Annotated in this window: 22 protein-coding genes and 1 pseudogene; 10 read left to right on the top strand and 13 right to left on the bottom strand. The window is 58.1% G+C overall.

Features of this window, described 5'->3' with window-relative positions; all coding sequences use genetic code 11:
- Position 1: 1 nt before the first annotated feature.
- The 4 genes from aceE to ampD form a co-directional block, all read right to left on the bottom strand.
- The gene (gene aceE, locus KUV52_RS16210; RefSeq protein ID WP_222526988.1) at positions 2-2,668 is read right to left on the bottom strand and encodes a pyruvate dehydrogenase (acetyl-transferring), homodimeric type; all 2,667 of its coding nucleotides are present in this window, start codon (positions 2,666-2,668) and stop codon (positions 2-4) included.
- A 66-nt stretch (positions 2,669-2,734) separates the two neighbouring features.
- Complete coding sequence (gene pdhR / locus KUV52_RS16205) at positions 2,735-3,490, bottom strand: pyruvate dehydrogenase complex transcriptional repressor PdhR (RefSeq protein ID WP_222526987.1); 756 nt, start codon at positions 3,488-3,490, stop codon at positions 2,735-2,737.
- A gap of 206 nt (positions 3,491-3,696) precedes the next feature.
- A complete protein-coding gene (gene ampE / locus KUV52_RS16200; RefSeq protein ID WP_222526986.1) occupies positions 3,697-4,548 on the bottom strand; it encodes a beta-lactamase regulator AmpE in 852 nt (283 codons plus the stop codon).
- The gene (ampD, locus tag KUV52_RS16195) at positions 4,548-5,150 is read right to left on the bottom strand and encodes a 1,6-anhydro-N-acetylmuramyl-L-alanine amidase AmpD (protein WP_222526985.1); all 603 of its coding nucleotides are present in this window, start codon (positions 5,148-5,150) and stop codon (positions 4,548-4,550) included. The genes ampE and ampD overlap by 1 nt, the downstream gene beginning before the upstream one ends.
- Before the next feature lie 69 nt (positions 5,151-5,219).
- Here ampD and KUV52_RS16190 point away from each other — a divergent pair, with 69 nt between their 5' ends.
- The 9 genes and pseudogenes from KUV52_RS16190 (at position 5,220) to yacG (ending at position 12,746) form a co-directional block, all read left to right on the top strand.
- Positions 5,220-5,735: a TIGR02281 family clan AA aspartic protease gene (locus KUV52_RS16190; RefSeq protein WP_222526984.1), complete on the top strand. Its 516-nt coding sequence runs from the start codon at positions 5,220-5,222 to the stop codon at positions 5,733-5,735.
- Positions 5,736-5,741: 6 nt separating this feature from the next.
- Positions 5,742-6,599 (top strand): carboxylating nicotinate-nucleotide diphosphorylase, encoded by an 858-nt coding sequence (gene nadC / locus KUV52_RS16185; protein WP_222526983.1) that lies wholly within the window; start codon positions 5,742-5,744, stop codon positions 6,597-6,599.
- Between the two features lie 280 nt (positions 6,600-6,879).
- The gene (locus KUV52_RS16180) at positions 6,880-7,314 is read left to right on the top strand and encodes a prepilin-type N-terminal cleavage/methylation domain-containing protein (protein ID WP_222526982.1); all 435 of its coding nucleotides are present in this window, start codon (positions 6,880-6,882) and stop codon (positions 7,312-7,314) included.
- A gap of 73 nt (positions 7,315-7,387) precedes the next feature.
- Positions 7,388-8,947: pseudogene (gene pilB, locus KUV52_RS16175) on the top strand (type IV-A pilus assembly ATPase PilB); the annotation flags it as partial.
- Positions 8,948-8,981: 34 nt separating this feature from the next.
- Entirely contained in the window at positions 8,982-10,253 is a 1,272-nt protein-coding gene (locus tag KUV52_RS16170) for a type II secretion system F family protein (RefSeq protein ID WP_222526980.1), read from the top strand.
- 34 nt (positions 10,254-10,287) lie between these two features.
- A complete protein-coding gene (locus KUV52_RS16165; protein ID WP_222526979.1) occupies positions 10,288-11,169 on the top strand; it encodes a prepilin peptidase in 882 nt (293 codons plus the stop codon).
- Positions 11,166-11,789, top strand: a complete 624-nt coding sequence (gene coaE / locus KUV52_RS16160) for a dephospho-CoA kinase (protein WP_222526978.1) — start codon at positions 11,166-11,168, stop codon at positions 11,787-11,789. Before KUV52_RS16165 ends, coaE begins: the two co-directional genes overlap by 4 nt.
- The gene (locus tag KUV52_RS16155; RefSeq protein WP_222526977.1) at positions 11,773-12,522 is read left to right on the top strand and encodes a cell division protein ZapD; all 750 of its coding nucleotides are present in this window, start codon (positions 11,773-11,775) and stop codon (positions 12,520-12,522) included. The genes coaE and KUV52_RS16155 overlap by 17 nt, the downstream gene beginning before the upstream one ends.
- Complete coding sequence (yacG, locus tag KUV52_RS16150; protein WP_222526976.1) at positions 12,519-12,746, top strand: DNA gyrase inhibitor YacG; 228 nt, start codon at positions 12,519-12,521, stop codon at positions 12,744-12,746. Before KUV52_RS16155 ends, yacG begins: the two co-directional genes overlap by 4 nt.
- On the opposite strand, the gene mutT is transcribed toward yacG, so the two are convergent.
- From mutT to KUV52_RS16135, 3 genes are all read right to left on the bottom strand, one after another.
- Positions 12,743-13,144, bottom strand: coding sequence for an 8-oxo-dGTP diphosphatase MutT (mutT, locus tag KUV52_RS16145; protein WP_222526975.1), 402 nt, complete (start codon positions 13,142-13,144; stop codon positions 12,743-12,745). The two genes, yacG and mutT, sit on opposite strands and share 4 nt — an antisense overlap.
- Before the next feature lie 68 nt (positions 13,145-13,212).
- Positions 13,213-15,930: a preprotein translocase subunit SecA gene (secA, locus tag KUV52_RS16140; protein ID WP_222526974.1), complete on the bottom strand. Its 2,718-nt coding sequence runs from the start codon at positions 15,928-15,930 to the stop codon at positions 13,213-13,215.
- A gap of 73 nt (positions 15,931-16,003) precedes the next feature.
- Positions 16,004-16,909, bottom strand: a complete 906-nt coding sequence (locus KUV52_RS16135; protein WP_222526973.1) for a M23 family metallopeptidase — start codon at positions 16,907-16,909, stop codon at positions 16,004-16,006.
- 63 nt (positions 16,910-16,972) lie between these two features.
- Between KUV52_RS16135 and KUV52_RS16130 the strand changes: the two genes are divergently transcribed.
- Positions 16,973-17,398, top strand: coding sequence for a DUF721 domain-containing protein (locus KUV52_RS16130; protein ID WP_222526972.1), 426 nt, complete (start codon positions 16,973-16,975; stop codon positions 17,396-17,398).
- Here KUV52_RS16130 and lpxC read toward each other — a convergent pair.
- The 6 genes from lpxC to murC all read right to left on the bottom strand — a co-directional run bounded on the left by lpxC (position 17,395) and on the right by murC (position 24,013).
- The gene (gene lpxC, locus KUV52_RS16125; RefSeq protein ID WP_222526971.1) at positions 17,395-18,306 is read right to left on the bottom strand and encodes a UDP-3-O-acyl-N-acetylglucosamine deacetylase; all 912 of its coding nucleotides are present in this window, start codon (positions 18,304-18,306) and stop codon (positions 17,395-17,397) included. The genes KUV52_RS16130 and lpxC overlap by 4 nt on opposite strands.
- A gap of 90 nt (positions 18,307-18,396) precedes the next feature.
- A complete protein-coding gene (ftsZ, locus tag KUV52_RS16120) occupies positions 18,397-19,617 on the bottom strand; it encodes a cell division protein FtsZ (protein WP_222526970.1) in 1,221 nt (406 codons plus the stop codon).
- Between the two features lie 33 nt (positions 19,618-19,650).
- Positions 19,651-20,886, bottom strand: coding sequence for a cell division protein FtsA (gene ftsA, locus KUV52_RS16115; RefSeq protein ID WP_222526969.1), 1,236 nt, complete (start codon positions 20,884-20,886; stop codon positions 19,651-19,653).
- Positions 20,883-21,629 (bottom strand): cell division protein FtsQ/DivIB, encoded by a 747-nt coding sequence (locus tag KUV52_RS16110; RefSeq protein WP_222526968.1) that lies wholly within the window; start codon positions 21,627-21,629, stop codon positions 20,883-20,885. The genes ftsA and KUV52_RS16110 overlap by 4 nt, the downstream gene beginning before the upstream one ends.
- 10 nt (positions 21,630-21,639) lie before the next feature.
- Entirely contained in the window at positions 21,640-22,560 is a 921-nt protein-coding gene (locus KUV52_RS16105; RefSeq protein ID WP_222526967.1) for a D-alanine--D-alanine ligase, read from the bottom strand.
- A complete protein-coding gene (gene murC, locus KUV52_RS16100; RefSeq protein WP_222526966.1) occupies positions 22,553-24,013 on the bottom strand; it encodes a UDP-N-acetylmuramate--L-alanine ligase in 1,461 nt (486 codons plus the stop codon). The genes KUV52_RS16105 and murC overlap by 8 nt, the downstream gene beginning before the upstream one ends.
- Position 24,014: the final 1 nt, after the last annotated feature.

Genomic DNA, 24,014 nt, shown 5'->3' with positions numbered 1-24,014 from the left:
CTTAGGCGTACAGCGGGTTTTGCTTGTCGGCATCGATGTTGAATTTGGCGATGGCTTCTGCCACCACGGCCTTGTCCAGGGTGCCCTTCTTCGCCAGCTCGGACAGAGCGGCGACCACCACGTAACCGGCATCCACTTCAAAGTGACGACGCAGGTTGGCGCGGCTGTCAGAGCGGCCGAAGCCGTCGGTACCCAGCACCTTGTAGCTTTCCGCAGGCACGAAGGCGCGGATCTGCTCGGCGTAGTTTTTCATGTAATCGGTTGCGGCGATGGCCGGCTCATTACCCAATACGGTGGTCACGTAGGGCACACGGGCCTGCTCAGCCGGGTGCAGCATGTTCCAGCGCTCAGCATCCTGACCGTCACGGGTCAGTTCGTTGAAGGAGGTAACGCTGAATACGTCGGAGGCGATGCCGTACTCTTCGGACAGAATGCGGGCCGCTTCGCGTACCTGCATCATGATGGTGCCGGAGGAGAGCAGCTGTACCTTGGCCTTGTCACCGGCGTAGGTTTCCAGCTTGTAGATCCCTTTGCGGATCCCCTCTTCCACCCCTTCCGGCATCGCCGGCTGGGCGTAGTTCTCGTTCATCAGGGTCAGGTAGTAGAACACGTTCTCCTGAGCCGGACCGTACATACGCTGGATACCATCCTGAAGTACCACCGCCACTTCGTAGGCGAAGGTCGGATCGTAGCTGATGCAGTTCGGTACGGTGTTCGCCATGATGTGGCTGTGACCGTCTTCGTGCTGCAGACCTTCACCGTTCAGGGTGGTACGGCCTGCGGTGGCGCCCAGCAGGAAGCCACGAGCTTGCTGGTCACCCGCCATCCACGCCATATCGCCCACGCGCTGGAAGCCGAACATGGAGTAGTAGATGTAGAACGGGATCATCGGCAGATCGTTGGTGCTGTAGGAGGTGGCGGCAGCAACCCAGGAGGACATGGCGCCCAGCTCGTTGATCCCTTCCTGCAGTACCTGACCGTTGGTGGATTCCTTGTAGTAGGAGACCACGTCACGATCCTGCGGGGTGTAAGTCTGCCCCTTCGGGTTGTAGATGCCGATCTGACGGAACAGGCCTTCCATACCGAAGGTACGGGCTTCGTCAGCCACGATCGGCACGATGTTCTTACCGATGCCCTTGTCTTTCAGCAGGATGTTCAGCGCACGGACAAAGCCCATGGTGGTGGAGATGTCGCGCTTCTGCTCATCCAGCAGGCCCTGGAAGCTGTCCAGCTTCGGCAGCACCAGTTCCTCGGTGAAGTTGGGCAGACGCTGCGGCGTGTAGCCATGCAGGGCTTCACGACGGGCGTGCAGGTAACGGTGTTCCGGGCTGTCCTGCTCCAGCTTCAGGTAGGGCAGTTCCAGCAGTTGCTCATCGGAGACCAGATCTTTCAGGCCCAGACGGTCGCGCAGCTGGCGCACGTGCTCGGCGTTCATCTTCTTCACCTGGTGGGCGATGTTCATCCCTTCGGCGGCGCCACCCATGCCGTAACCTTTTACGGTCTTGGCCAGAATCACGGTGGGCTTGCCCTTGGTGTTCTTGGCGTTCATGTAGGCGGCGTACAGCTTGGAGGAAGAGTGACCACCACGCTGCAGGGCGAAGATCTCGTCGTCGGTCATGTCCGCGACCAGCGCGGCAGTCTCCGGGTAGCGACCGAAGAAGTGCTGACGTACGTAGGCGCCATCTTTGGCCTTGTAGGTCTGGTAGTCACCGTCAACGGTTTCATTCATCAGCTGCAGCAGCTTGCCGGAGCTGTCTTTGGCCAGCAGCTTGTCCCAGCCGTTGCCCCAGATCACTTTCACGACGTTCCAGCCAGCGCCTTTGAACAGGCCTTCCAGCTCCTGAATGATCTTGCCGTTACCCATAACCGGGCCGTCCAGACGCTGCAGGTTGCAGTTGATCAGGAAGCACAGGTTATCCAGTCCTTCACGGGCGGCGAAGGAGAGCGCGCCACGGGATTCCGGCTCATCCATCTCACCGTCGCCCAGGAAGGCGTACACGCGCTGAGCGCTGGTGTTCTTCAGGCCACGGCTGTCCAAGTACTTGAGGAAGCGAGCCTGGTAGATGGCGCTGATCGGGCCGAGACCCATGGATACGGTGGGGAACTGCCAGAAGTCCGGCATCAGTTTCGGGTGCGGGTAGGAGGGGATACCCTTGCCATCCACTTCCTGACGGAAGTTGTCCAGTTGCTCTTCGGTCAGACGGCCTTCCATAAAGGCACGAGCGTAGATACCGGGAGAGATGTGGCCCTGGTAGTACACCAGGTCGCCGCCATCCTGCGCATTCGGCGCACGGAAGAAGTGGTTAAAGCCCACTTCGTAGAACGCGGCAGCGGACTGGTAGGAGGCCATGTGGCCGCCAAGATCGAGATCTTTCTTGGAGGCACGCAGAACGATCATGATGGCGTTCCAGCGAATGATGGAACGGATTCGACGCTCAAGACTGCTGTCACCGGGGTAAGCCGGCTCGTCCTTGGGAGCAATGGTATTGATGTAGTTGGTGGTAATGCCGGTGGGCAGATCAACGCCTTCATGCTTGGCTTTGCTGATCATCTGCTCCAACAGGAATTGAGCCCGTTCGAGGCCATCCTCTTGCATTACAGCGGCCAGTGATTCCAGCCACTCCTGAGTTTCCTGCTTGTCTACGTCGTAATTCATCGGTTCTGACATGACTGTCTCTCACCATCGTTGCTTGTGACTGAGGGCCCTGTCCCGGGCCTTATTCGATGACGACCTTTATAGGTCGTTTCGCATTCTTCGCAGACTCCGCTGCTGCCGGCTGTCCTCTTGACGGACCTCCAGCGTAACCTCTTCGATGTAAGCCAGGTGGTCGTTAGACGCCCGCCGGGCCAGTTCCGGATCCCGCTTCAGAATCGCTTCCAGCAGCGCCTCCCGGTGGGTGTTGGCCACCTCGGAGGAGCGCTCCCGGCGATACAGCAACTCCAGGTTTTCCGCCACGTTACGCACCAGCAGGGGCGTCAGGCTCAGAACCAGGTGCAGCATCGCCACGTTGTGGGAGGCTTCCGCAATGCTGCGGTAGAAATCCACGATCGCCTGGGCTTCCGATTCGGTATCCCCCTGCACCGCTTTGATGGTGTCCATCTTCAGGCGCATCTGGGCATGGTCCGCATCGGTTCCCCGCAGTGCAGCGTAGTAGGCCATCATGCCTTCTGTGGCATAACGGAACTCCAGCAGGTCGTACTGAGATTCCGGGTTGCTGGCCAGCAACTCCACCAGGGGATCTGCCAGACTGTTCCATAGCTGCTGTTTGACGTATGTGCCACCGCCCTGACGTCGGGTCAGTACCCCTTTGGCTTCCAGTTTCTGGATTGCTTCTCGCAACGAGGGGCGGGAGACTTCAAACTGCACCGCCAGCTCACGCTCCGGCGGTAATTTTTGGCCGGGCTTCAGGCTGCCTTCCAGGATCATCTTTTCCAGTTCTTTCAAGATGACGTCCGACAGCTTGGGCTGGTTGATTCTACGGTAGGTCATGGACTTCGTTATCCGTTCGTTAACTAAATTTGTTAATTGGTATGACCATTGAGAAGCTGCAGGGAATGTAGCAGATCACACAATGGCATGGCAACAAGTATGATGCGCCTCACAGAACAGGCGCCACCGTGACGTGGCGCCGTTTTAGACAGCAGGCTGTTAGTTTGACCAAGAGGTCAGACCAAATAGTGAGTGTATTCACTCAGTTAGTGGATCACGCCGAAGATGGTCAGCAAAGAGACCAGCACCAGCAGCAAAATAAAGTTTCGTTTTGCCAATTTCAGCAGGGCCAGAGTGGGCTGAACACAGAGTGGCTCACCACTGGTTTCCGGCACCTCTTCCGCCGCCAGCGCCACCTCAGTGATCATGGTGCGCGGATCGGCCATCGGGTCCAGTACCTTGGGCACCAGAACCGGTGCGGCTTTACTGAAATGACCAGACAGGGCAAACCCGAGCGAAACGATGCGCACCGGCACCCAATCGAGCAGTTTCATCACCGGCCCCACCAGCGGCCGCCGCAGGTCCTGAGCGGCAAAATGGTCATGATAGGCTCTGACCGTGCAGTAGAGTGTGGCCATCGCGGGACCGAGCAGCACGTAGTAAAGGGCCACCGCCGCATAGAAGCGGTAGTTCAACCAGGCGCTAAGCTGCCCCATCCGCTTCCCCATCTCTTCCAGACTGGCGGCCTGTATGGCACTGCTCTCATCCAGGCTGTCGGCGTGGTTAAAACAGCTTTGGGTATCGCCCCGGCGGGCGGCATCGAGGTATTGCCGGAAGCGCTGACGCAATGGCGCATGCCCAAACAGCAGCAGCCCCACCAGAATCCAGAGGGCCAGGTGAAGCACGCCAAACCAGACGCCGACCAACCAGCTCTGGACGATCGCCACCAGCAACGCGGGCAGCGCCAGCGCCACCAGCATTTTACCGGGGCTGCGCAGCGCCTGGTCATCGAACATCAGCCCGCGATACCACTTGAACCAGGCTTCAAACTGAAAGGTGTCCGCCACCAGGCGCATTCGCTCTGCCAGCAACACCATGATTAATGAAAAGAGGGCCATCAGCTGTCCTTCTCGAGTAACGCGTGAAACAGCGACCAATCAAAAGCAGGTCCCGGATCCGTCTTTCGGCCCGGTGCGATATCGCAGTGGCCGGTGATCCTGTCCCTGGTCAGCAAAGGATACTGCCGGATCAGGGCGCGAGTCACGCTAACAAGCGCCTGATATTGAAGGAGGTTATAAGGAGTGTGGTCTGTGCCTTCCAACTCGATGCCGATGGAATAATCATTGCAACCCGGTCTTCCCTCAAACTCACTCACTCCCGCATGCCAGGCCCGGCGATCAAAAGGCACAAACTGAACCAGACTGCCATCCCGGCGGATCAGCAGATGCGCAGACACTTGCAACCCCTGCACCGCTTCCAGATCCGGGTAGTCCGCCTGAACGCAGCCAAGGAACAGTTGCTGAATGTAGGGGGCGCCAAACAGGCCGGGAGGAAGGGTAATGTTGTGGATCACCAGCAGGCTGATCTCTTCAGGGTCCGGTCTTGGCCCCTGAAACGGGGAGAAACAGTGATGCGCCTGATCCAGCCAGCGACCGCCAGGCTCAAGGGTCAGGTGGGGCTCAATTGGGTAAGGTTCCCCATCCGGGGGACAGATCGCCATGGAAAAAGCGGTCTCACTCGCGAATAATGTGACAAGGCAAGACTTTAGCAGGAAGGCAGGACGCGTACCATGGGCTCACCCTCAACTCCACGACGCTATGGCCAAACACTCTTTGTGCTGGCTTGGTTGGTGCTGGCCGCCCTGCTCTATCTCTACTTCGACAGAAAACTGTCCCAGCAATACAATCCCAATCAGCGGGTCGCCAGCGAAGTCAGCGACAGCCACGTCACGGTCAACCTGTTGCGCAACCGCCAGGGGCACTATGTTGCCAGCGGGCTGATCAACGGCCATGAGGTGGTGATGATGGTCGACACCGGCGCCACCCGGATCTCCATCCCCCTGTCGGTGGCCGAGCGCCTCGCCCTGCCCAAGGGCCAGTCCTATCCGGTGGACACCGCCAACGGCACGGTCACCGTCTGGCACACCCGCATTGATCGACTCTCCATTGGCGCCCTGACGCTGTATGATCTGGACGCCAACATCAACCCTGGCCTCGGGGACAGCACCATATTGCTGGGCATGAATGCCCTCAAGGATCTGGAGCTGATCCAGCGGGGAGACACTCTGACCTTAAGGAAGTACTGAAGTACCATGCTGGAAAATGACATCCGCCTCAGCGTAGCTGCCGCCCTGGACGAAGATCTGGGTGGACTGGGTTTTGAGCACGGGGACATCACCGCTCAGCTGATCCCCGCCGATCGTTATGCCGAAGCCACCATCATCACCCGGGAAGACGGGGTGTTCTGTGGCAAAGCGTGGGCCGAGCAGGTGTTCAATCAGCTTGGCGGCGACGTTGCCCTGCACTGGCATGTGGATGACGGCGATCTGGTGGTGGCCGGTCAGACCCTGTGTGAACTGGCTGGTCCCGCCCGACTGCTGCTGACCGGTGAACGTACCGTCCTCAACTTTATCCAGACCCTGTCCGGTGTCGCCACCACCGTCAGCCACTATGTGGCCAAGATGGAGGGGACTCAGACCCGCCTGCTGGACACCCGCAAAACCCTGCCCGGCCTGCGCACCGCTCAGAAGTACGCCGTCACCTGTGGCGGCGGCCATAACCACCGCATCGGCCTCTACGACGCCTTCCTGATCAAGGAGAACCACATCGCGGCCTGCGGCGGCATCACCGCTGCGGTACAAGCTGCGCGCCAACTGAAGCCGGACGCCCCGGTGGAGGTGGAAGTGGAAAACCTGGAGGAGCTGAACGAAGCCCTGGCTGCAGGGGCCGATATCGTGATGCTGGACAACTTCGACATCACCATGATGATGGACGCCGTCAAACTGAATCGGGAGCAGTTTGGAGGGCGCACCAAGCTCGAGGTCTCCGGCGATGTGACCCTGAGCACCATCGGCGATTTTGCCCGAACCGGGGTCGATTTTATTTCCGTCGGCGCACTGACCAAACACATCAAAGCGATGGATCTCTCCATGCGTTTTAAAGCGAACTGAGCAACAAAGCACCACCGTTTGCTCACTGAACTTGCATCAAAGTCGCGTCAAAAAAACGTCTAAAGCGTCGCCAAATTGGCGGCGCTGTTTTATTTCCGTCAAGTTTTCCACCACATAACACCAATATCGCCTTTTTGTTTCCTTTTCCGAGTCTTTGCTCTTTGATCATGCAACAAGTTGTACTAACTTAGTAACCGAGCGGCCTGTGGTGACCCCCGGTGCTGCCGGGGACTGAGGCCAGGACTGGCGACCTTTGACTTTTGCTATGGAGAGACAACCCATGACCCGCCAAGTACGTAAACAGCAGGGTTTTACCCTGATTGAACTGATGATCGTAGTAGCCATTATCGGCATTCTGGCTGCTATCGCTCTGCCCGCTTACAACAACTACACGCGTAAAGCTGCTTTTACTGAAGTAGTTCAAGCTACCAGTGCATTCAAAACTTCCATTGAAGTTTGTGCTCAAACCAATGGTTTGACAGCAGCGACGGCTGGCACTTGTGACACCCTAGGCCAAGATGGTATCCCCACTCAGGCAAGTGCCACTTCCGCCAATAAAGTTTCAGGTGTTACTTGGGACGGCACAGACTTAGTCGTTACTGCAGCCGCAGATGGCCCACTTCAGGGAACTGAGACCTATACTCTGTCAGCAACATACAGCGGCAATAGCCAAATCACCTGGGGCGAAACCTGCAGCCCGGCTGATATTTGTTAATAGTTAAGCCCATCCTTAAATTTAAGGGTGGGCTTTACTTTATAGACGATTGAATATGAATTCAGAAAAGTCTCTAATAACAAATAAAAATGAGGCATTTGTTTCAAACATTAGCTTTGGATTTCCTCACTTTGATATTTCTGAACTGGATTTAGATTCAATTCCAGAGGGAATTATTAATCTCAAGCTGGTTGAGAAACATTCGGCGCTTCCAGTTTCAATTAGAGACAACAAACTGGTCGTTGCGGTTCATGATGCGAACTGCGATGCTGCGCTAGAGGAGTTTAAGTTTAACTCAGGTTTGCATGCAGAACCTATTCTGGTGAAAAAGCATCATCTTGACATCGTCATTAATAAGCTCCTTGAGAATGATCTTGATCAATTACAAATCAGCGATGAAGATCAAGAAAATTTAAGCCATATCGATACCGCTGAAGAACGAAAACCCGAAGATACTAGCGGTGCTGACGATGCCCCAATTGTTGTTTTTCTGAATAAAATCATGACGGAAGCGATCCGAAAAGGCGCTTCTGATCTGCATTTTGAGCCCTATGAAAATGAGTACCGTATCCGCTTTCGTATCGACGGAATGCTGCATACGGTTAATACCCCACCAGTCAGTCTTGGTCCCCGTATTGCCGCCCGTATTAAGGTGATGTCCAAGCTGGACTTGGCAGAGCGACGTCTGCCCCAGGATGGCCGAATTAAGCTGAAGGTGGGTCAGAAAACCATGATCGATTTCCGGGTCTCCACCCTGCCTACCCTCTATGGGGAGAAGGTGGTGATGCGGATCCTGGACTCCTCTGCCGCCAAACTGAATATCGATATTCTGGGCTTTACTGAGCCGCAGAAAGCGCTCTATCAGAAGAACCTAAATCGTCCCCAGGGGATGATCCTGGTGACCGGCCCCACCGGCTCCGGTAAAACCGTTTCCCTCTATACCGGCCTCAATATCCTTAATACCGAGGAGCGAAATATCTCCACCGCAGAAGATCCGGTGGAGATCAATCTGCCCGGCATTAACCAGGTGCAGATCCACCCCAAGGCAGGGCTAACCTTTGCCTCTGCCCTGCGCGCCTTTTTGCGTCAGGATCCGGATATTGTGATGGTGGGGGAGATCCGGGACCTGGAGACCGCCGAGATTGCAGTAAAAGCCGCGCAAACCGGCCACCTGGTGATGTCTACCCTGCACACCAACTCTGCAGCGGAAACCCTGACCCGTATGCTCAATATGGGCGTACCCGCCTACAATATTGCCAGTTCGGTTAACCTGATTATGGCCCAGCGGCTCTGCCGAAAACTCTGCCCCAAATGCCGGGAGCCGGAGCAGATCCCCCAGGAGGAGCTGCTGAGGGAGGGCTTTACCCTGGAGCAGTTGCAGCAGCGCCCGTTGATCTACCGAGCCGTGGGCTGTGACCACTGCACCGATGGCTATAAGGGCCGGGTGGGTCTTTATGAGATGATGCCCATGAGCAAGGTGATTGCGGACAGCATTATGAGTGGAGCCTCCTCCCTGGAACTGGAACGTCAGGCCATTAAAGAGGGGATGGTCAGTCTGCGCCGCTCCGGACTGGAAAAGGTGCTGGAAGGCACCACCTCACTATCGGAAGTAAATCGGGTTACCAACCAGTAATCGCCGACTTGGATTAAAGAAGGGAGCTCTTTTTATGGCCACTGCCACCAAAGCCTATCGACAAGCTGAAGCCAAGCACTCCGCCGGTGGCCGCTCCCCCATTGAGGTGCACACCTTTCTCTGGAAGGGACGCAACAGTAAAGGCAAAACCGTACAGGGTGAGCTGAGTGGCCAAAGTAGCGCCGAGATTAAGGTGTTGCTGCGTAAGCAGGGGGTAACGCCCCTGAATGTGCGTAAAAAACCCAAAGCGCTTTTTGAAAGAAAGAAAAAAGTTAAACCAGCGGATATCGCTGTGGTTACCCGCCAGATTGCCACCATGCTGATCGCGGGGGTGCCTTTGGTCACCGTATTGGAGATGGTGGGCCGTGGCCACGAGAATGAAGCGGTTCGTAACCTGCTGGGAACCATTCTTGCTGAGGTTCAATCGGGCACGCCCCTATCCAAAGCACTACGCCCCCACCGTGTCCACTTTGACGATCTCTACTGTGATCTTGTGGCCGCCGGGGAGATGTCCGGTACTTTGGATACCGTATTTGACCGTATTGCGACCTATAGAGAAAAGGCGGAAGCGCTTAAATCTAAAATTAAGAAGGCGATGTTCTATCCGGTGGCGGTAATTGTTGTTGCTGTATTGGTAACCGCCATTTTGCTGCTATTTGTAGTCCCCCAGTTTGAATCCATCTTTAATGATTTTGGGGCTGAGCTTCCGCTATTTACCCAGATGGTAATTAACCTTTCCCGTTTTTTGCAGGAGTCCTGGTATTACTTCTTTGCCATCATCACCATTATGATCTGGATGTTTGTGCGCAGTCACCGCAATTCCCAAACCTTTCGGGACAAGGTCGATCATTTTGTATTAAAGATTCCCGCGGTAGGCCCCATTCTGCATAAAGCCGCCATCGCCCGCTTTGCCCGGACTCTGGCTACCACCTTTGCGGCTGGCGTGCCTCTGGTGGAGGGCTTGGAGTCCTCTGCGGGCGCATCCGGCAACGCCCTCTACCGGGATGCCATCACCAAGGTGCGGGAGGAGGTGATCTCCGGTCTGCAGATGAATATCGCCATGCGCACCACCGGCGTTTTCCCCGATATGCTCACTCAGATGGTGATGATTGGTGAGGAATCCGGTTCTCTGGACGACATGCTGAATAAGGTCGCCAATATCTACGAGATGGAGGTGGACGATGCGGTGGATGGCCTCTCCACCCTGATTGAGCCGATGCTGATGGTGGTGATTGGCGGCATCGTTGGGGGACTGGTGGTGGCGATGTACCTGCCGATCTTCCAATTGGGCAACGTGGTCGGATAGGATCGCACCAACACCTTACCGTTTTGGGCTTCCGATGACGCACTGGATCGCGCTGTTTGACCAACTTCCCTGGCTCTTTCTCTCCATAGCCGCTGCCCTGGGTTTGATCCTGGGCAGCTTCCTCAATGTGGTGATCCACCGCATGCCGCTGATGATGGAGCGGGAGTGGCAACTGGAGTGTGCCGAAGCGCTGGCCCAGCCCGCCCCAAGCTCCAAGTTGCCGGAGCGCTATAACCTGATGGTGCCCGGCTCCACCTGCCCCAACTGTGGCACCGCCATTCCGGTGTGGCACAACATTCCCGTTATCAGTTACCTGCTGCTGAAGGGGCGCTGCCACCACTGTCAGGCCCCCATCTCCGCTCGCTACCCTCTGGTTGAACTGCTGACCGGCGCCGCCTCCCTGTTTCTGGCCTGGCACTTTGGCCCCACCCCGGCCTTTCTCGCCGCCTGGCTGCTGACTCTGGGGCTGATCGCCCTCGCTGCCATCGATTTTGACACCATGCTGCTGCCGGACCAGATCACTCTGCCTCTGCTGTGGCTGGGATTGCTGGTCAATGTGGGCGGCCTGTTTGTACCGCTTGAGCAGGCGGTGATCGGTGCAGCTCTGGGCTACCTGTCGCTCTGGTCTCTGTTCCACCTGTTCCGCTTGCTGACTGGCAAAGAGGGGATGGGCTACGGCGACTTTAAGCTGCTGGCGCTGTTTGGCGCCTGGTTTGGCTATCAAGCCCTGCTGCCGGTGATTCTGATCGCCTCCATCGGTGGTGCGGTTGTGGGCATTGCCCTGATGGCCAGCGGCAAGCTGGGCCGCGACAAGCCGATGCCCTTCGGTCCCTGGATCGTCCTGGGTGGCTGGCTCTATCTGGTGTGGGGCACCGATATCGTTAACTGGTATCTGCACAGCGTGGTGGGGCTATGAGCGCCTTTATCGTTGGTCTGACCGGCGGCATCGGTTCCGGAAAGTCCCAGGTCAGCGCTCTGTTTGAAGCGTTGGATGTTACCGTGGTAGACGCCGACCTGATTGCCCGGGAGGTTGTCGCACCGGGTACTGAGGGACTGGCCGCCATTGCGGAACACTTTGGTGCAGAGATCCTTGAGGCCGATGGCAGCCTTAACCGCGCTGCGCTGAGAACCCGGGTGTTCAATGATGAAGCGGAGCGCCGCTGGCTCAACGCCCTGACCCACCCACTGATTCGGAGTGAGATGGTGCGACGCTGCCGGGAGGCCCCCAGCGAATACGCCTTGATGGTGGTCCCTCTGATGGTGGAAAATAAGCTGCACACTTTGGTGGACCGCCTGTTGGTGGTGGACCTGCCGGAAGATCAGCAGCGCCACCGAACCGCCAGCAGGGACAACACCGAAGGCAGCGAAGTGGATAAGATCATCGCCCGCCAAGCGTCTCGAGCCGAGCGTCTGGCCCTGGCCGATGACGTCATCGACAATAGCGGCTCAGTTGAGGCGCTGTCACCCCAAGTGCGACGTCTGCACCAACAATACCTGACAATGGCGAGGAACCGCTCCAGTGCTACTGGTGTATGAACAACCCCTAAACGAAAAGATCCGCAACTATCTGCGGATTGAAACCGTTGCCGCCCAGGTGGATGCCCACAGCCTGTTTGGCCACCCCGGTGCCGAACTGGCCTTTTTCCGCAGCCTGTTTGAACTGATCGAGCTGATGGAACGCGCGGACCTGCGCACTGACATTCTTAAGGATCTGGAGCGACACCTTGGCCAGATCGCGTTCTGGCGCCAGTCCGAAAACGTCGACCAGACTCAGCTTGAGAGGCTGGAGTCCCAGTTTAAGGGACTTCAACAGCGCCTTCATGGCCAGGCCCGTCCCGGCCAGCTCCTGAAATCGGATCGATTTCTCGGTGCGGTGCGTCAACGCATGAATATCCCCGGTGGCTACGGCAATTTCGACCTGCCGCAACTGCACTTCTGGCAGGCCAAACCTGCTGAGGAGAAGACGCAGGAAGCCAGCCAGTGGCGCCAGGAGCTCTCACCGATGGTGGACAGCATCCGTTTGCTGCTGACCATGCTGCGTGAAACGGCGCGTTGGTGCGACAAGATGGCCATGAACGGCTGCTACCAGGAGAGCTGCGAGCAGGGCCTGGAGCTACTGCGTGTTCAGGTTAAGCAGGAGTACGGGGTGTACCCCACCATCAGTGCTCACCGCCACCGTTTTACCATCCATCTGATCAACTACGAGACCGGCAAAGCGGACACCCGCAACCTGCCTCTGCGTCTGTCTCTGTCCATGGAACCAAAATGACCCTGAAAGTCGAATGCCCCACCTGTCAGGCGGAAGTGACCTGGGATGACCAGCACCCCTTCCGCCCCTTCTGCAGCGAGCGCTGCAAGCTGATTGACCTTGGCGAATGGGCCGAGGAGCGTCACGCCATCCCCGGCAAAACCGAACTGCCCGATGAGTTTGATATCAGTGAGCCGGACTTCTTCCTGCAAGAGGAAGAGGACGATAACGAACGGGACGCTTAAGCGTCCCGTTTCATCTCCCGCACCAGCTTCTCCACCAATGGTCCATTCGCTGCCGGCATCGGCAGCGTCGGCAACTCATTGAGCGGACACCAGCGGATGGGGTTGCCTTCGCGCCCTTCCGCTTCCCCTTCCGCATCCGTGACCAGAAACACATGCAGATGGACCTGACGGTCACCATAGTTGTGTTCAATTCGATCGAACACCAGCGGATTGAGAGGGGTTAATCCCACCTCCTCCTGGCACTCCCGAACCACTGCCTGTTCCGGGGTTTCCCCGTTATCCACTTTTCCCCCCGGGAACTCCCACAGGCCGCCCTGATGCTGAGCTTCATGGCGTCGGGCCACCAACACTTTCCCACCCATCACCACGATCCCTATCGCGACTTGAATCAACGCCATTGCGCGCTCCTTGATATGCCGGAATAAAAAGGGCGGCCCTTTGGCCGCCCTCTCTGGTCACACTGGCCTTAGCTCAGCTTGCCGTGACACTGCTTGTATTTCTTGCCGGAACCGCAGGGACAAGGGTCATTACGGCCCACTTTCGGGCCCTGACGCTGCTCAGGAGCGGCACCGCCCTCTTCGGCCATGCCTTCAGACTGGGCATGCTGGAAGTTGCGCATACGAGCCAGTTGCTCCTCCTGCTCACGGCGCTTGGCTTCCATCTCATCCACGTCGGCCTGGGCCTGAACCTGCACCTTGGAGAGGATGCTGATCACGTCAGTTTTCAGGCTATCCAGCATGCTTTGGAACAGGGCAAAGGATTCGCGCTTGTACTCCTGTTTCGGGTTCTTCTGGGCGTAGCCGCGCAGGTGGATACCCTGACGCAGGTGGTCCATTGCCGCCAGGTGCTCCTTCCAGAGGTTGTCCAGAGTCTGCAGCATGATCGCCTTTTCAAACTGGCGCAGTACCGGCTCACCGACCTGATCCGCTTTCGCTTTGTAGGCGTCGTCCCAGGCCTTCACGATGCGCTCGTGCAGGTTCTCTTCGTGCAGGTCATCCTCCTCCTCGAGCCACTGAGCGATCGGCAGCTTGAGGTTGAAGTCGGAAGCCAGACGCTCCTCCAGACCCGGGATGTCCCACATCTCTTCCAGAGACTGAGGCGGGATGTACTGACCAACCACCTCTTCCAGAACGTCTGCACGTACCGCTTCGATGGTGTCGTGGATGTCACCGGCGTCCATCAGTTCGTTACGCTGGGCGTACACCACCTGACGCTGGTCGTTGGCCACGTCATCGTACTCAAGCAGTTGCTTACGGATGTCGAAGTTACGGGCTTCCACTTTACGCTGAGCGTTTTCGATGGCGCGGTTCACCCAAGGATGTTCAATCGCTTCACCGCGCTCCATACCCAGCTTCTTCATCATGCCGGAGACACGATCGGAGGCGAAGATGCGCATCAGCGCGTCTTCCATGGAGAGGTAGAAACGTGAGGAACCGGCGTCACCCTGACGGCCGGAACGGCCACGCAACTGGTTATCGATACGGCGAGATTCATGACGCTCAGTACCGATGATGTGCAGACCACCCGCTTCCAGTACCTGCTCGTGACGCACCTGCCAGTCGGCTTTGATCTTCTCGATCTGCGCGTCAGTGACGCCTTCGCCCAGGGCATCAATTTCAGACTGCCAGCTGCCGCCCAGCACGATGTCGGTACCACGACCGGCCATGTTGGTGGCGATGGTTACGGCGCCCGGACGGCCCGCTTCCGCCACGATCTCTGCCTCTTTCTCGTGGAATTTGGCGTTCAGCACGTTGTGCTTGATCTTGGCTTTGCGCAGGACGTTGGAAAGCAGTTCGGAAGATTCGATGGAGATGGTACCCACCAGCACCGGCTGACCACGCTCGATGCAATCGCGAATGTCGTTGATGATCGCTTCGAACTTTTCTTCGGCGGTCAGGTAGACCAGGTCCGCCATATCATTACGAATCATCGGCTTGTTGGTCGGGACAACCACGGTATCCAGGCCGTAGATGCTCTGGAATTCGAAGGCTTCGGTATCCGCAGTACCGGTCATACCCGCCAGCTTCTCGTACATACGGAAGTAGTTCTGGAAGGTGATGGAAGCCAGAGTCTGGTTCTCATTCTGGATGCGCAGGCCCTCTTTGGCCTCCACCGCCTGGTGCAGACCATCCGACCAGCGACGGCCCGGCATGGTACGGCCGGTGTGCTCATCCACGATCACCACCTCGCCGTTCTCGCTAACGATGTAGTCCACATCACGCTCGAACAGGGTGTGGGCGCGCAGAGCGGCGTTTACATGGTGCAGCAGGGAGATGTTGGTGGCACTGTAGAGGGAATCGCCTTCATTCAGCATGCCACTTTCCAGCAACAGCTGTTCCACCTTCTCCTGACCGCGCTCGGTCATGTGAACCTGTTTGCCTTTCTCATCCACGCTGAAGTCGCCTTCACCGATGAACTCCTCGCTGTCCTCTTTATCCTGACGGATCAGTTTGGGGATCAGGGTGTTCACCTGAATGTAGAGGGCGGAGCTGTCTTCGGCGGCACCGGAGATGATCAGCGGGGTACGGGCTTCATCGATAAGGATGGAGTCCACCTCATCCACTACCGCGTAGTGCAGTTCGCGCTGCACACGCTCCGGCGCGGAGAACGCCATGTTGTCGCGCAGGTAATCGAAGCCGAATTCGTTGTTGGTGCCGTAGGTGATGTCCGCTTCATAAGCGGCTTTCTTATCACCGTGGGACAGACCCGGTACGTTGATGCCTACGGTCATGCCGAGGAATTCGAACAGCGGGCGGTTCCACTCGGCGTCACGACGGGCCAGGTAGTCGTTCACGGTAATCACGTGAACCCCTTTGCCGGTCAGGGCGTTCAGATAAGCCGGGAGGGTTGCGGTCAGGGTTTTACCTTCACCGGTACGCATCTCAGCGATACGGCCGGATTGCAGCACCATACCGCCCACCATCTGCACGTCGAAGTGGCGCATGCCAAACACACGCTTGGAGGCTTCACGGACAGTGGCGAATGCTTCGGGCAGGACGGAATCCAGGGGCGCACCTTCGGCCAAGCGTTGCTTGAACTCCTCGGTTTTCTGCTTCAACTGTTCGTCGCTCAGCGCTTCCCAGTCCGCTTCCAATGCGTTGATTTGGGCAACCACCTTTTGCAGCTGCTTGAGAGTACGTTCGTTTTTGCTACCAAAAACCTTGGTCAGGAGTTTTCCAAACATTGCCTTACGTCGCTACTGAATTACGGCGGACGCCGGCAAAACGCCGGCGCCCTGAATATTAACTAAGGATCCCCTAACTTCTGGGCTTGCGATACACGTATCGCGCAGGATCCACCTGTTGATCGTTGAGCATCACTTCGTAATGCACATGGGGGCCTGTTGAGCGACCGGTATTACCGATCAGCGCGACGGTCTCCCCCTTGGCCACTACCTGGCCAAGCTCCACCAGATTCTCCTTATTATGCCCGTAACGGGTTTTCACACCGTTACCGTGGTCAATCTCTACCAGATTGCCATAACCGAACATGGTGCCGGAGTAGGATACCACTCCCGCGCCCGTTGCGATCACCTGTCCGCCTTCCGGTCCGGCAAAATCCAATCCCCGGTGCAGCGTGCGACGACCATTAAAGGGATCGTTGCGGTATCCGAAGGAGGAGGACTGCCATCCCTTCACCAGCGGACGGCCGGTCAGGTACGTGTCATCTTCGATATGGTGATTGCGTTCGACAGTTTCAAGTAGGGCAAGTTGATCATCGGCTCTTTCGAGTCGAAGAATCATCTGATCCATCTCTTCGAGCAGCAAGCTGAGCTCAACTTTTTCGGAGGGTTCAGCGCCGCTGCTGCCCAGGCCAACCTCACTTTGGAAGTCGAACTGATCAGCCACTTCAACCCGATCAGCGACGGCCATACCCAGGGATTCGATGCGATTCATGCGGGCCTGCATACGCCCCAGACGGGCCGCCAGCAGGGAAAGTTGCGCCTCGGTGCGATCCCGTAAGGCGGCAATTTCGTTCTGGTGGATCTCAGTGGATGCGGAAGCCGCAGCCAACTGGTGTTCGACGGTGGAGACATCTTCCTTGGCTTGCCACCAAAGAGTGACGCCAGCAGCAATCAGCACCAGCGGCGCCATCAGCCAGCGTTTTCCCGGCTCATAACGGCGTACACCGTGCTTTCGACGAATAAAGACTGTTACACTCATGGTCTGTTCGTTTGAGTTATTTTCCCTGAAATGAAGTCCAAGCCTCAGGATCTGGCGGCACTGATGGGTCAGCAATTTGCGCAGATCCAGGACAAGTCCGGTGCCCTGTCCAAACTCCACCACCACCTGCTTGAGATCCTGGATCCGGCGGTTCGGCCACACTGCGCAGTATCAAACCTGCGCGATGGCGTTCTGGTGGTCGGTGTAAGCTCTGCAGCCTGGGCGACCCGGCTGCAGTACCAGCGTTTGGAACTGCTGTCAGAGCTACGGAGCAAAGGGTTTCCCATGCTCACCAGTATCGAGTTTAAAGTCAACCCGCAGCTCTCCCGCTTACAACTGCAAAAACCAACCAATTCCAATCGGTTAAGTCATCAAGCAAGCGAGCACTTACAACAGCTGGCAGAGAGTATAGGCGGCGATTTAGGCGAGAAGCTGAAACGACTGGCCGCCCATGCAGGGCGGCCAGATAAGGGAACAAAAACCGATTAGGCGGTGGCAGGGACCAGGTAGTCCATCGGAACTTCCTGGGCCTTTTCGAAGCTCACCAATTCCCAGGCCGTTGCATCCGCCAGGACCGCACGCACCATCTGGTTATTCAGGGCGTGGCCGGATTTATGGGCGCGGAACTCACCCAAAATAGCATGGCCAGCCAGGTACAGATCCCCAACGGCGTCGAGGATCTTGTGCTTCACAAACTCGTCCTTATCGCGCAGACCGTCCGGATTCAGGATCCGGAACTCGTCCAGCACAATGGCATTCTCCATGCTGCCACCCAGAGCCAGGTTGTTGGCCCGCAGGAACTCGATGTCCTTCATAAAGCCGAAGGTACGAGCCCGGCTGATTTTGCGGCTGAACGCCCCGGCGGAGAAATCCAGGGTCATTCGCTGGGCACTGCGGCTGATCTCCGGGTGTTGGAAATCGATGGAGAAATCCAGTTTGAAGCCGTGATAGGGACGGAATTCAGCCCACTTGTCACCCTCTTCCACGCGCACGGTCTTGAGGATCCGCAGATACTGTTTGGACGCAGACTGCTCCACAATACCGGCGCTCTGCAGCAGGAAGACGAAGGGGCTGGCGCTGCCATCCATGATCGGAATTTCCGGCGCATCCACCTCGACGTAGGCGTTGTCCACACCCAGACCAGCCAGGGCAGACAGCAAGTGCTCGACGGTCGCCACCTTAACGCCCTGCTCATTGAGCAGGCCGGTACACAGGGTGGTTTCACGAACCAGATCAGCGCGCGCCGGGATCTCCACCGCGGGGTTCAGGTCGACGCGGCGGAATACGATACCCGTATTCACCGGCGCCGGTTTGATCCCGAGTGTCACCTTTTTGCCGGAGTGGAGACCCACACCGGTGGCTTGAATTGGGCGCTGTAGCGTTCGCTGTTTACTCATCTAGCACAATGCTCCTAACATTTCAGGGGCGCATCCTATCACATTTTGACCAACTGCCAAAATCCGGCCTGACCAGTCAGATCGATTGGTTTAATCGGCCTGACGACGCAGAAACGCCGGAATGTCGAGATAGTTGTCCTTGTTCAGGTTCTCGTTGGGCTGCTTGGCGGCTGCCGCGCCACCCTGACCGCCTACGGAACTGCGCATCGGTTCAGCCTGCTCAACCGGCTGCTCTGCCGCAGGGCGGGTCATCGCCGGTGCAGCAGGTTCAGCCACGTAGCTCTCGCGGGCTACCGGCTCCGCTTGCTTAGGTTTAGCGACCGCATTGGAGACCAACTGAATGTCCGGCTTCTTTTCTGCACCGATACCGGTGGCAACGACGGTCACGCGCAGTTCGTCGCTCATCTCCGGATCGATCACGGCACCCACTACCACGGTGGCGTTTTCAGAAGCGTAGGCCTTCACGTGGTTACCCACGGTTTCAAACTCTTCGATGCTGATGTCGAGACCAGCGGTGATGTTCACCAGAACACCACGGGCACCGGACAGGTCGATGTCTTCCAGCAGCGGGCTGGCGACAGCGGCTTCGGCCGCTTCTTCTGCACGGTCTTCACCACGGGCGACACCGGTCCCCATCATGGCGTTGCCCATCTCGGACATCACGGTCTTCACGTCGGCGAAGTCCACGTTGATAAGACCCGGGCGGGTGATCAGCTCGGCAATGCCCTGTACGGCACCCAGCAGCACGTTGTTGGCTGCCTTGAACGCATCCAGCAGGCTGGTGCGGCCACCCAGAACCTTCAGCAGCTTGTCGTTCGGCACGGTGATCAGGGAGTCAACGTGCTTGGACAGCTGGTCGATGCCCTGGTCAGCAAAGGCGGAGCGCTTCTTGCCTTCGAAGGAGAACGGCTTGGTCACTACCGCAACGGTAAGGATCCCCTCCTCTTTGGCCACCTCAGCAACCACCGGGGCTGCACCGGTACCGGTACCACCCCCCATACCCGCAGCGATAAATACCATATCGGAACCCGCAATCGCGGCACGGATGGTTTCACGATCTTCCAGCGCCGCTTCACGGCCCACTTCCGGGTTGGCACCGGCACCCAGTCCCTTGGTGACGTTCTTACCCAGTTGGATGGTGGTGTTGGCGGAAGACTTCCGCAGCGCCTGAGAGTCCGTGTTGGCACAGATGAACTCCACCCCTTCGATGGTTTGCTCAACCATGTGCTCTACGGCGTTACCGCCGCCACCACCGACCCCGATTACCTTGATGACCGCGTCATCATTGTGACTGTCCACAATCTCAAACATACTCGTCTCTCCGTTCAGCCCGCGTCCAAAAGCTTAAAATTCACCTTTGAACCAGCTCTGCATGCGTGTCAGCAGCTGGCTCAAACCATTCTGTGGTGCCCGCTCCTGAGTCTTTTCCATCAGTTGCTGAGCGCCGTGATGCAGGAGACCCACCGCCGTGGCGTAGCTGGGTTCCCGAATGTAATCGTTCAATCCTTTCAATGGCAGTGGCTGTGCCAGACGTACCGGCATACCGAACACCTCTTCAGCCACCACTTCCGCCCCATCGATCTGGGCGGTGCCACCGGTCAGTACCACACCGGCCGCCACCTGGTCTTCCAGACCACTGGCACGAAGGGCGTCAGCCACCAGTTCAAACAACTCCTGGTAGCGAGGCTCAACCACCTCAGCCAGAGTCTGACGTGACATGGTGCGAGCCGGACGTCCCCCAACCGAGGGCACTTCAATGCTGTCTTCGCTGCTCACCATGCCACTGCGGGCACAGGCAAACTGCACTTTGATCTGCTCCGCATGGCTCAGAGGCGTGCGGAAAATCTTGGCGATGTCGTTGGTCACCTGGTTGCCGGCAACCGGAATCACCTGGCAGTGACGCAGGGCGCCGCCGCTGTAGATCGAGATGTCGGTGGTACCGGCGCCGATGTCCACCAGGCAGACACCGAGATCTTTCTCATCCTCGGTCAGCACCGATTCGGCAGAAGCGATGCCGGAGAACACCAGACCATCAACGTGGATGCCGCAGCGTTCTACACACTTGGTGATGTTGCGGGCCCAGTCGGACGCACAGGTCACCATGTGCACTTCGGCTTCCATCCGCATACCGGACATGCCGACTGGGCTGCGGATCCCCTCCAGTTCATCAATGGTGAACTCCTGGGGCAGGACGTGCAGGATGCGACGCTCATTGGGGATCTTCACCGACTGAGCGGTGTGGATAACGTGGTCCACGTCTTCCTGCATCACCTCGGCGCCGTCAATGGACACCATCCCTTTTTCGTTCTGGCAGCTGATGTGGTGGCCAGAGATGCTCAGGTAGACAGACGCCACCTCGCACTGGGCCATGTTTTCGGCCTGGGTCAGCGCGAGACGCACACAGCGCACCACGGAATCCAGGTCATTCACACCACCCTTGTCCATACCTCGGGACAACTGGCTGCCGATACCAATGACGCTGATTTCGCCATCGGGCAACACCTCACCAATCACAGCGGTGACTTGTGCGGTGCCGATGTCCAGGCCAACGACCAAACCGGTTTCTGTGCTCGTGGTCATCCCTTTTGCTTCTCTTGCTCGTTTAGCTGCCAACGCACGGCCAATCCCGTGTCGTATCGTAAATCCACGCGTTCCGGCACCCGGCCGTCACGCTGTAGCTCGGGCCAGACGTCGATAAAACGCTGTACCCGGGCCAGGGTATCTTTTCTGCCCAGCTCCAATGCGATGCCGTTTTCCAGCACCAGCTGCCAGGCGTGTCGCCCGCTGAGACTTAACGCGTGCCCAGCGTGGCCGTTCAGCGCCAGCAGTTCAGAGAGCTGCTGCCACATGTTCCAAACTTTTGCCGCGCTGCCATCCGGCCCACTCAGCAGGGGCAGCGATGCTAAGCCATCACGCGGCGGTGCCATGAAGGGCTCCGCACGGTCATTAAGCCACTGCTCGCCATCCCAATGTGCCACCGGCTGCTGCTCCACCAGAAACACCCGCAACCGATTGGGCCACTCCCGGCGAACGGTCACCCGGTCGACCCATGGCAACGCCGCCAACACGTCCCGGATCTGCCCCACATCTGCGGTAAACAGACTCCATCGCTCCAGGGTGTGCAGCGCATCCCGCACCTCCTGGTCGGCAGTAAACCGCCGCTCGCCAATCAGCGCCACCTCTTCGATGGGCAGCTGATCCGCGCTGGTGGCAAACGCCTTAAGCCAGAACCCTCCCTGCACCAGTCCAATCAGGACCAGTGCCAGGAAAGTGAGCCCAAGCCAGAGGCTCCACCGAATTTCACGCCACTGCGCCAGCACCATGGTGTCGTCGTCAGTAACTGGCCGCCAGGATCCGGGCCACCAGGGTGTCAAAATCGATGCCGATCGCCTTGGCCGCTTTGGGCACCAGGCTGGTTTCGGTCATACCGGGAACGGTATTGACCTCCAGCAGACGCCAACTGCCATCCGCATCACGCATCACATCCACCCGGCCCCAGCCACTGGCACCGACCGCTTTGAACGCCTTCAGCGCCAGAACACGAAGCTCGGTTTCATCTTCATCGCTCAGACCGGCCGGACAGTAATACTGGGTAGTCTGGCTCTGGTACTTGGCTTCGTAGTCGTAAAACACGTTCGGCGTTTCCATACGAATGGCTGGCAAGGCCTCTTCGCCCAGAATCGACACCGTGTATTCGGGACCGTGGACCCAGGCCTCCACCAGTACGGTGTCGTCATAGCGCAAAGCGGTTTCAATCGCGCCCTGCAGCGATGCCGCATCCTCGGCTTTCGCCATGCCGATGGAGGAGCCTTCACAGGCAGGTTTCACCATCACCGGCGAACCCAAGCGGGCCATTATATCCTCAGCCTTGCCCGGACTAAATGACTCTTTATCAACGACTTCAAAATCCGCCGTTGGCAAACCAATCCCGGCCCACAGCCACTTGGTCCGGACCTTGTCCATCGCCAGGGCACAACCCAGAACGCGCGAGCCGGTGTAGGGGATCTTCATCAGCTCCAACGCCCCCTGAACGGTGCCATCTTCACCACCGCGACCGTGCAGTACGATAAAGGCACGGTCGTAGTTTTTCAGGGCATCCAGCGGTTGCTCTGCCGGATCAAACGCGTGAGCATCAATGCCGCCACGTTGCAGGCCCGTCAGTACCGCCGCACCGGAACGCAGAGAGACTTCCCGCTCCGCGCTGGTACCGCCAAAAAGCACCGCTACCTTGTCCTGTTTCACCGCTTCAGTCACCGCTGGGCTCCTGTTTCATCTTGTTCACTGACAGGCCCATCTGGGCCAGATCTTTCGCCAGGGCACCGATGTTACCGGCTCCCTGAGTCAATACGACGTCACCGTCTTTAAGCTGGTCGGCCAACAGAGCAGGCAGCGCTTCCGGGCCCGGAACGTAGACCGGATCGATACCGCGCTGTCGAATCGAGCGGCACAGTGCGCGGCTGTCCGCGCCCGGGATTCGATCCTCTCCAGCGCTGTAGACCTCCATCAGCAACAGGCAGTCCACCTCCGCCAGCACGGCGCAGAAATCGTCATACAGGTCGCGGGTGCGGCTGTAGCGGTGCGGCTGGTAAACCATCACCAGACGACGCTCCGGCCAGCTGGCGCGCGCCGCTTTGATGGTCACCGCCACTTCGCTGGGGTGGTGGCCGTAATCGTCCACCAGCAGCACCTTGCCAGCACCGGTATCAAACTCACCGTACTGCTGGAAGCGACGGCCGATGCCCTGGAACTGGTCCAGTGCCGCCTCAATGGCGCTGTCCTCGACGCCCTCCTCCATCGCCACCGCGATGGCCGCCAGCGCGTTCTGCACATTGTGGCGGCCCGGCAGGTTGAGAGTCAGGGCCAGCGGCGCCCGGTCAGGACGGTGCAGAGTAAACTGGGTGCGGGTACCCACCTGGACAAAATCTTCCGCACGGATGTCCGCATCCGGATGGAACCCGTAGGTGACAATTCGTCGGCCTACACGGGGCAGGATCGTCTGCACACCCGGATCGTCCATACAGAGCACCGCAATGCCGTAGAACGGCAGGTTGTGCAGGAAGTCCACGAAGGTGTCATGCAACTTGTTGATGTCACCGCCGTAGGTATCCATATGGTCCGGCTCGATGTTGGTGACCACCGAGATCATCGGCTGCAGGTGCAGGAAGCTGGCATCGGACTCGTCCGCCTCCGCCACCAGATAACGTCCCAGACCCAGCTGAGCATTGGTGCCAGCACTGTTGAGCTTGCCACCAATCACGAAGGTCGGATCCAGACCGCCCTGACCAAACAGGCTGGCAGTCAGACTGGTGGTGGTGGTTTTGCCGTGGGTACCGGCAATGGCGATGCCATGACGGAAGCGCATCAGCTCCGCCAGCATCTCCGCACGACGCACAACCGGAATGCGCTTCTCCCGGGCCGCTTTGATCTCCGGGTTTTCTTCCCGAATGGCGGTGGAAACCACCACCACATCGGCGTCTTCAACCCACTCGGCACTGTGGCCGATGTGAACGGTGGCGCCCGCCTGAACCAGTCGCTCGGTTACGGGATTCTGAGCGATGTCAGAACCGCTGACCTGGTAACCCTCGTTGGCCAGCACTTCGGCAATGCCGCCCATACCAGAGCCGCCAATGCCCACAAAATGAATGCGTTTTACGCGCCCCATCCCCGGACGGGGGCTGTTGGCGCCAGAGACTTGTACTTTGCTCATC

Source organism: Ferrimonas balearica, from assembly GCF_019802055.1.
GTDB lineage: Bacteria > Pseudomonadota > Gammaproteobacteria > Enterobacterales > Shewanellaceae > Ferrimonas > Ferrimonas balearica_A.
Note: the sequence above shows the minus strand (reverse complement) of the source record. Positions and strands in the feature narration are given on the sequence as shown.

Bases quoted from the DNA above. Each gene is read 5' to 3' on its own strand.
- mutT (WP_222526975.1), bottom strand. From the start codon at position 13,144: ATGGCGTTGATTCAAGTCGCGATAGGGATCGTGGTGATGGGTGGGAAA.
- coaE (WP_222526978.1), top strand. From the start codon at position 11,166: ATGAGCGCCTTTATCGTTGGTCTGACCGGCGGCATCGGTTCCGGAAAG.
- KUV52_RS16180 (WP_222526982.1), top strand. From the start codon at position 6,880: ATGACCCGCCAAGTACGTAAACAGCAGGGTTTTACCCTGATTGAACTG.
- KUV52_RS16170 (WP_222526980.1), top strand. From the start codon at position 8,982: ATGGCCACTGCCACCAAAGCCTATCGACAAGCTGAAGCCAAGCACTCC.
- ampE (WP_222526986.1), bottom strand. From the start codon at position 4,548: ATGGCCCTCTTTTCATTAATCATGGTGTTGCTGGCAGAGCGAATGCGC.
- KUV52_RS16135 (WP_222526973.1), bottom strand. From the start codon at position 16,909: ATGAGTGTAACAGTCTTTATTCGTCGAAAGCACGGTGTACGCCGTTAT.
- ftsA (WP_222526969.1), bottom strand. From the start codon at position 20,886: ATGACCACGAGCACAGAAACCGGTTTGGTCGTTGGCCTGGACATCGGC.
- ampD (WP_222526985.1), bottom strand. From the start codon at position 5,150: ATGGCGATCTGTCCCCCGGATGGGGAACCTTACCCAATTGAGCCCCAC.
- yacG (WP_222526976.1), top strand. From the start codon at position 12,519: ATGACCCTGAAAGTCGAATGCCCCACCTGTCAGGCGGAAGTGACCTGG.
- KUV52_RS16165 (WP_222526979.1), top strand. From the start codon at position 10,288: ATGACGCACTGGATCGCGCTGTTTGACCAACTTCCCTGGCTCTTTCTC.
- lpxC (WP_222526971.1), bottom strand. From the start codon at position 18,306: ATGAGTAAACAGCGAACGCTACAGCGCCCAATTCAAGCCACCGGTGTG.
- pdhR (WP_222526987.1), bottom strand. From the start codon at position 3,490: ATGACCTACCGTAGAATCAACCAGCCCAAGCTGTCGGACGTCATCTTG.
- secA (WP_222526974.1), bottom strand. From the start codon at position 15,930: ATGTTTGGAAAACTCCTGACCAAGGTTTTTGGTAGCAAAAACGAACGT.
- aceE (WP_222526988.1), bottom strand. From the start codon at position 2,668: ATGTCAGAACCGATGAATTACGACGTAGACAAGCAGGAAACTCAGGAG.
- KUV52_RS16130 (WP_222526972.1), top strand. From the start codon at position 16,973: ATGGGTCAGCAATTTGCGCAGATCCAGGACAAGTCCGGTGCCCTGTCC.
- nadC (WP_222526983.1), top strand. From the start codon at position 5,742: ATGCTGGAAAATGACATCCGCCTCAGCGTAGCTGCCGCCCTGGACGAA.
- KUV52_RS16190 (WP_222526984.1), top strand. From the start codon at position 5,220: ATGGGCTCACCCTCAACTCCACGACGCTATGGCCAAACACTCTTTGTG.
- murC (WP_222526966.1), bottom strand. From the start codon at position 24,013: ATGAGCAAAGTACAAGTCTCTGGCGCCAACAGCCCCCGTCCGGGGATG.
- KUV52_RS16110 (WP_222526968.1), bottom strand. From the start codon at position 21,629: ATGGTGCTGGCGCAGTGGCGTGAAATTCGGTGGAGCCTCTGGCTTGGG.
- ftsZ (WP_222526970.1), bottom strand. From the start codon at position 19,617: ATGTTTGAGATTGTGGACAGTCACAATGATGACGCGGTCATCAAGGTA.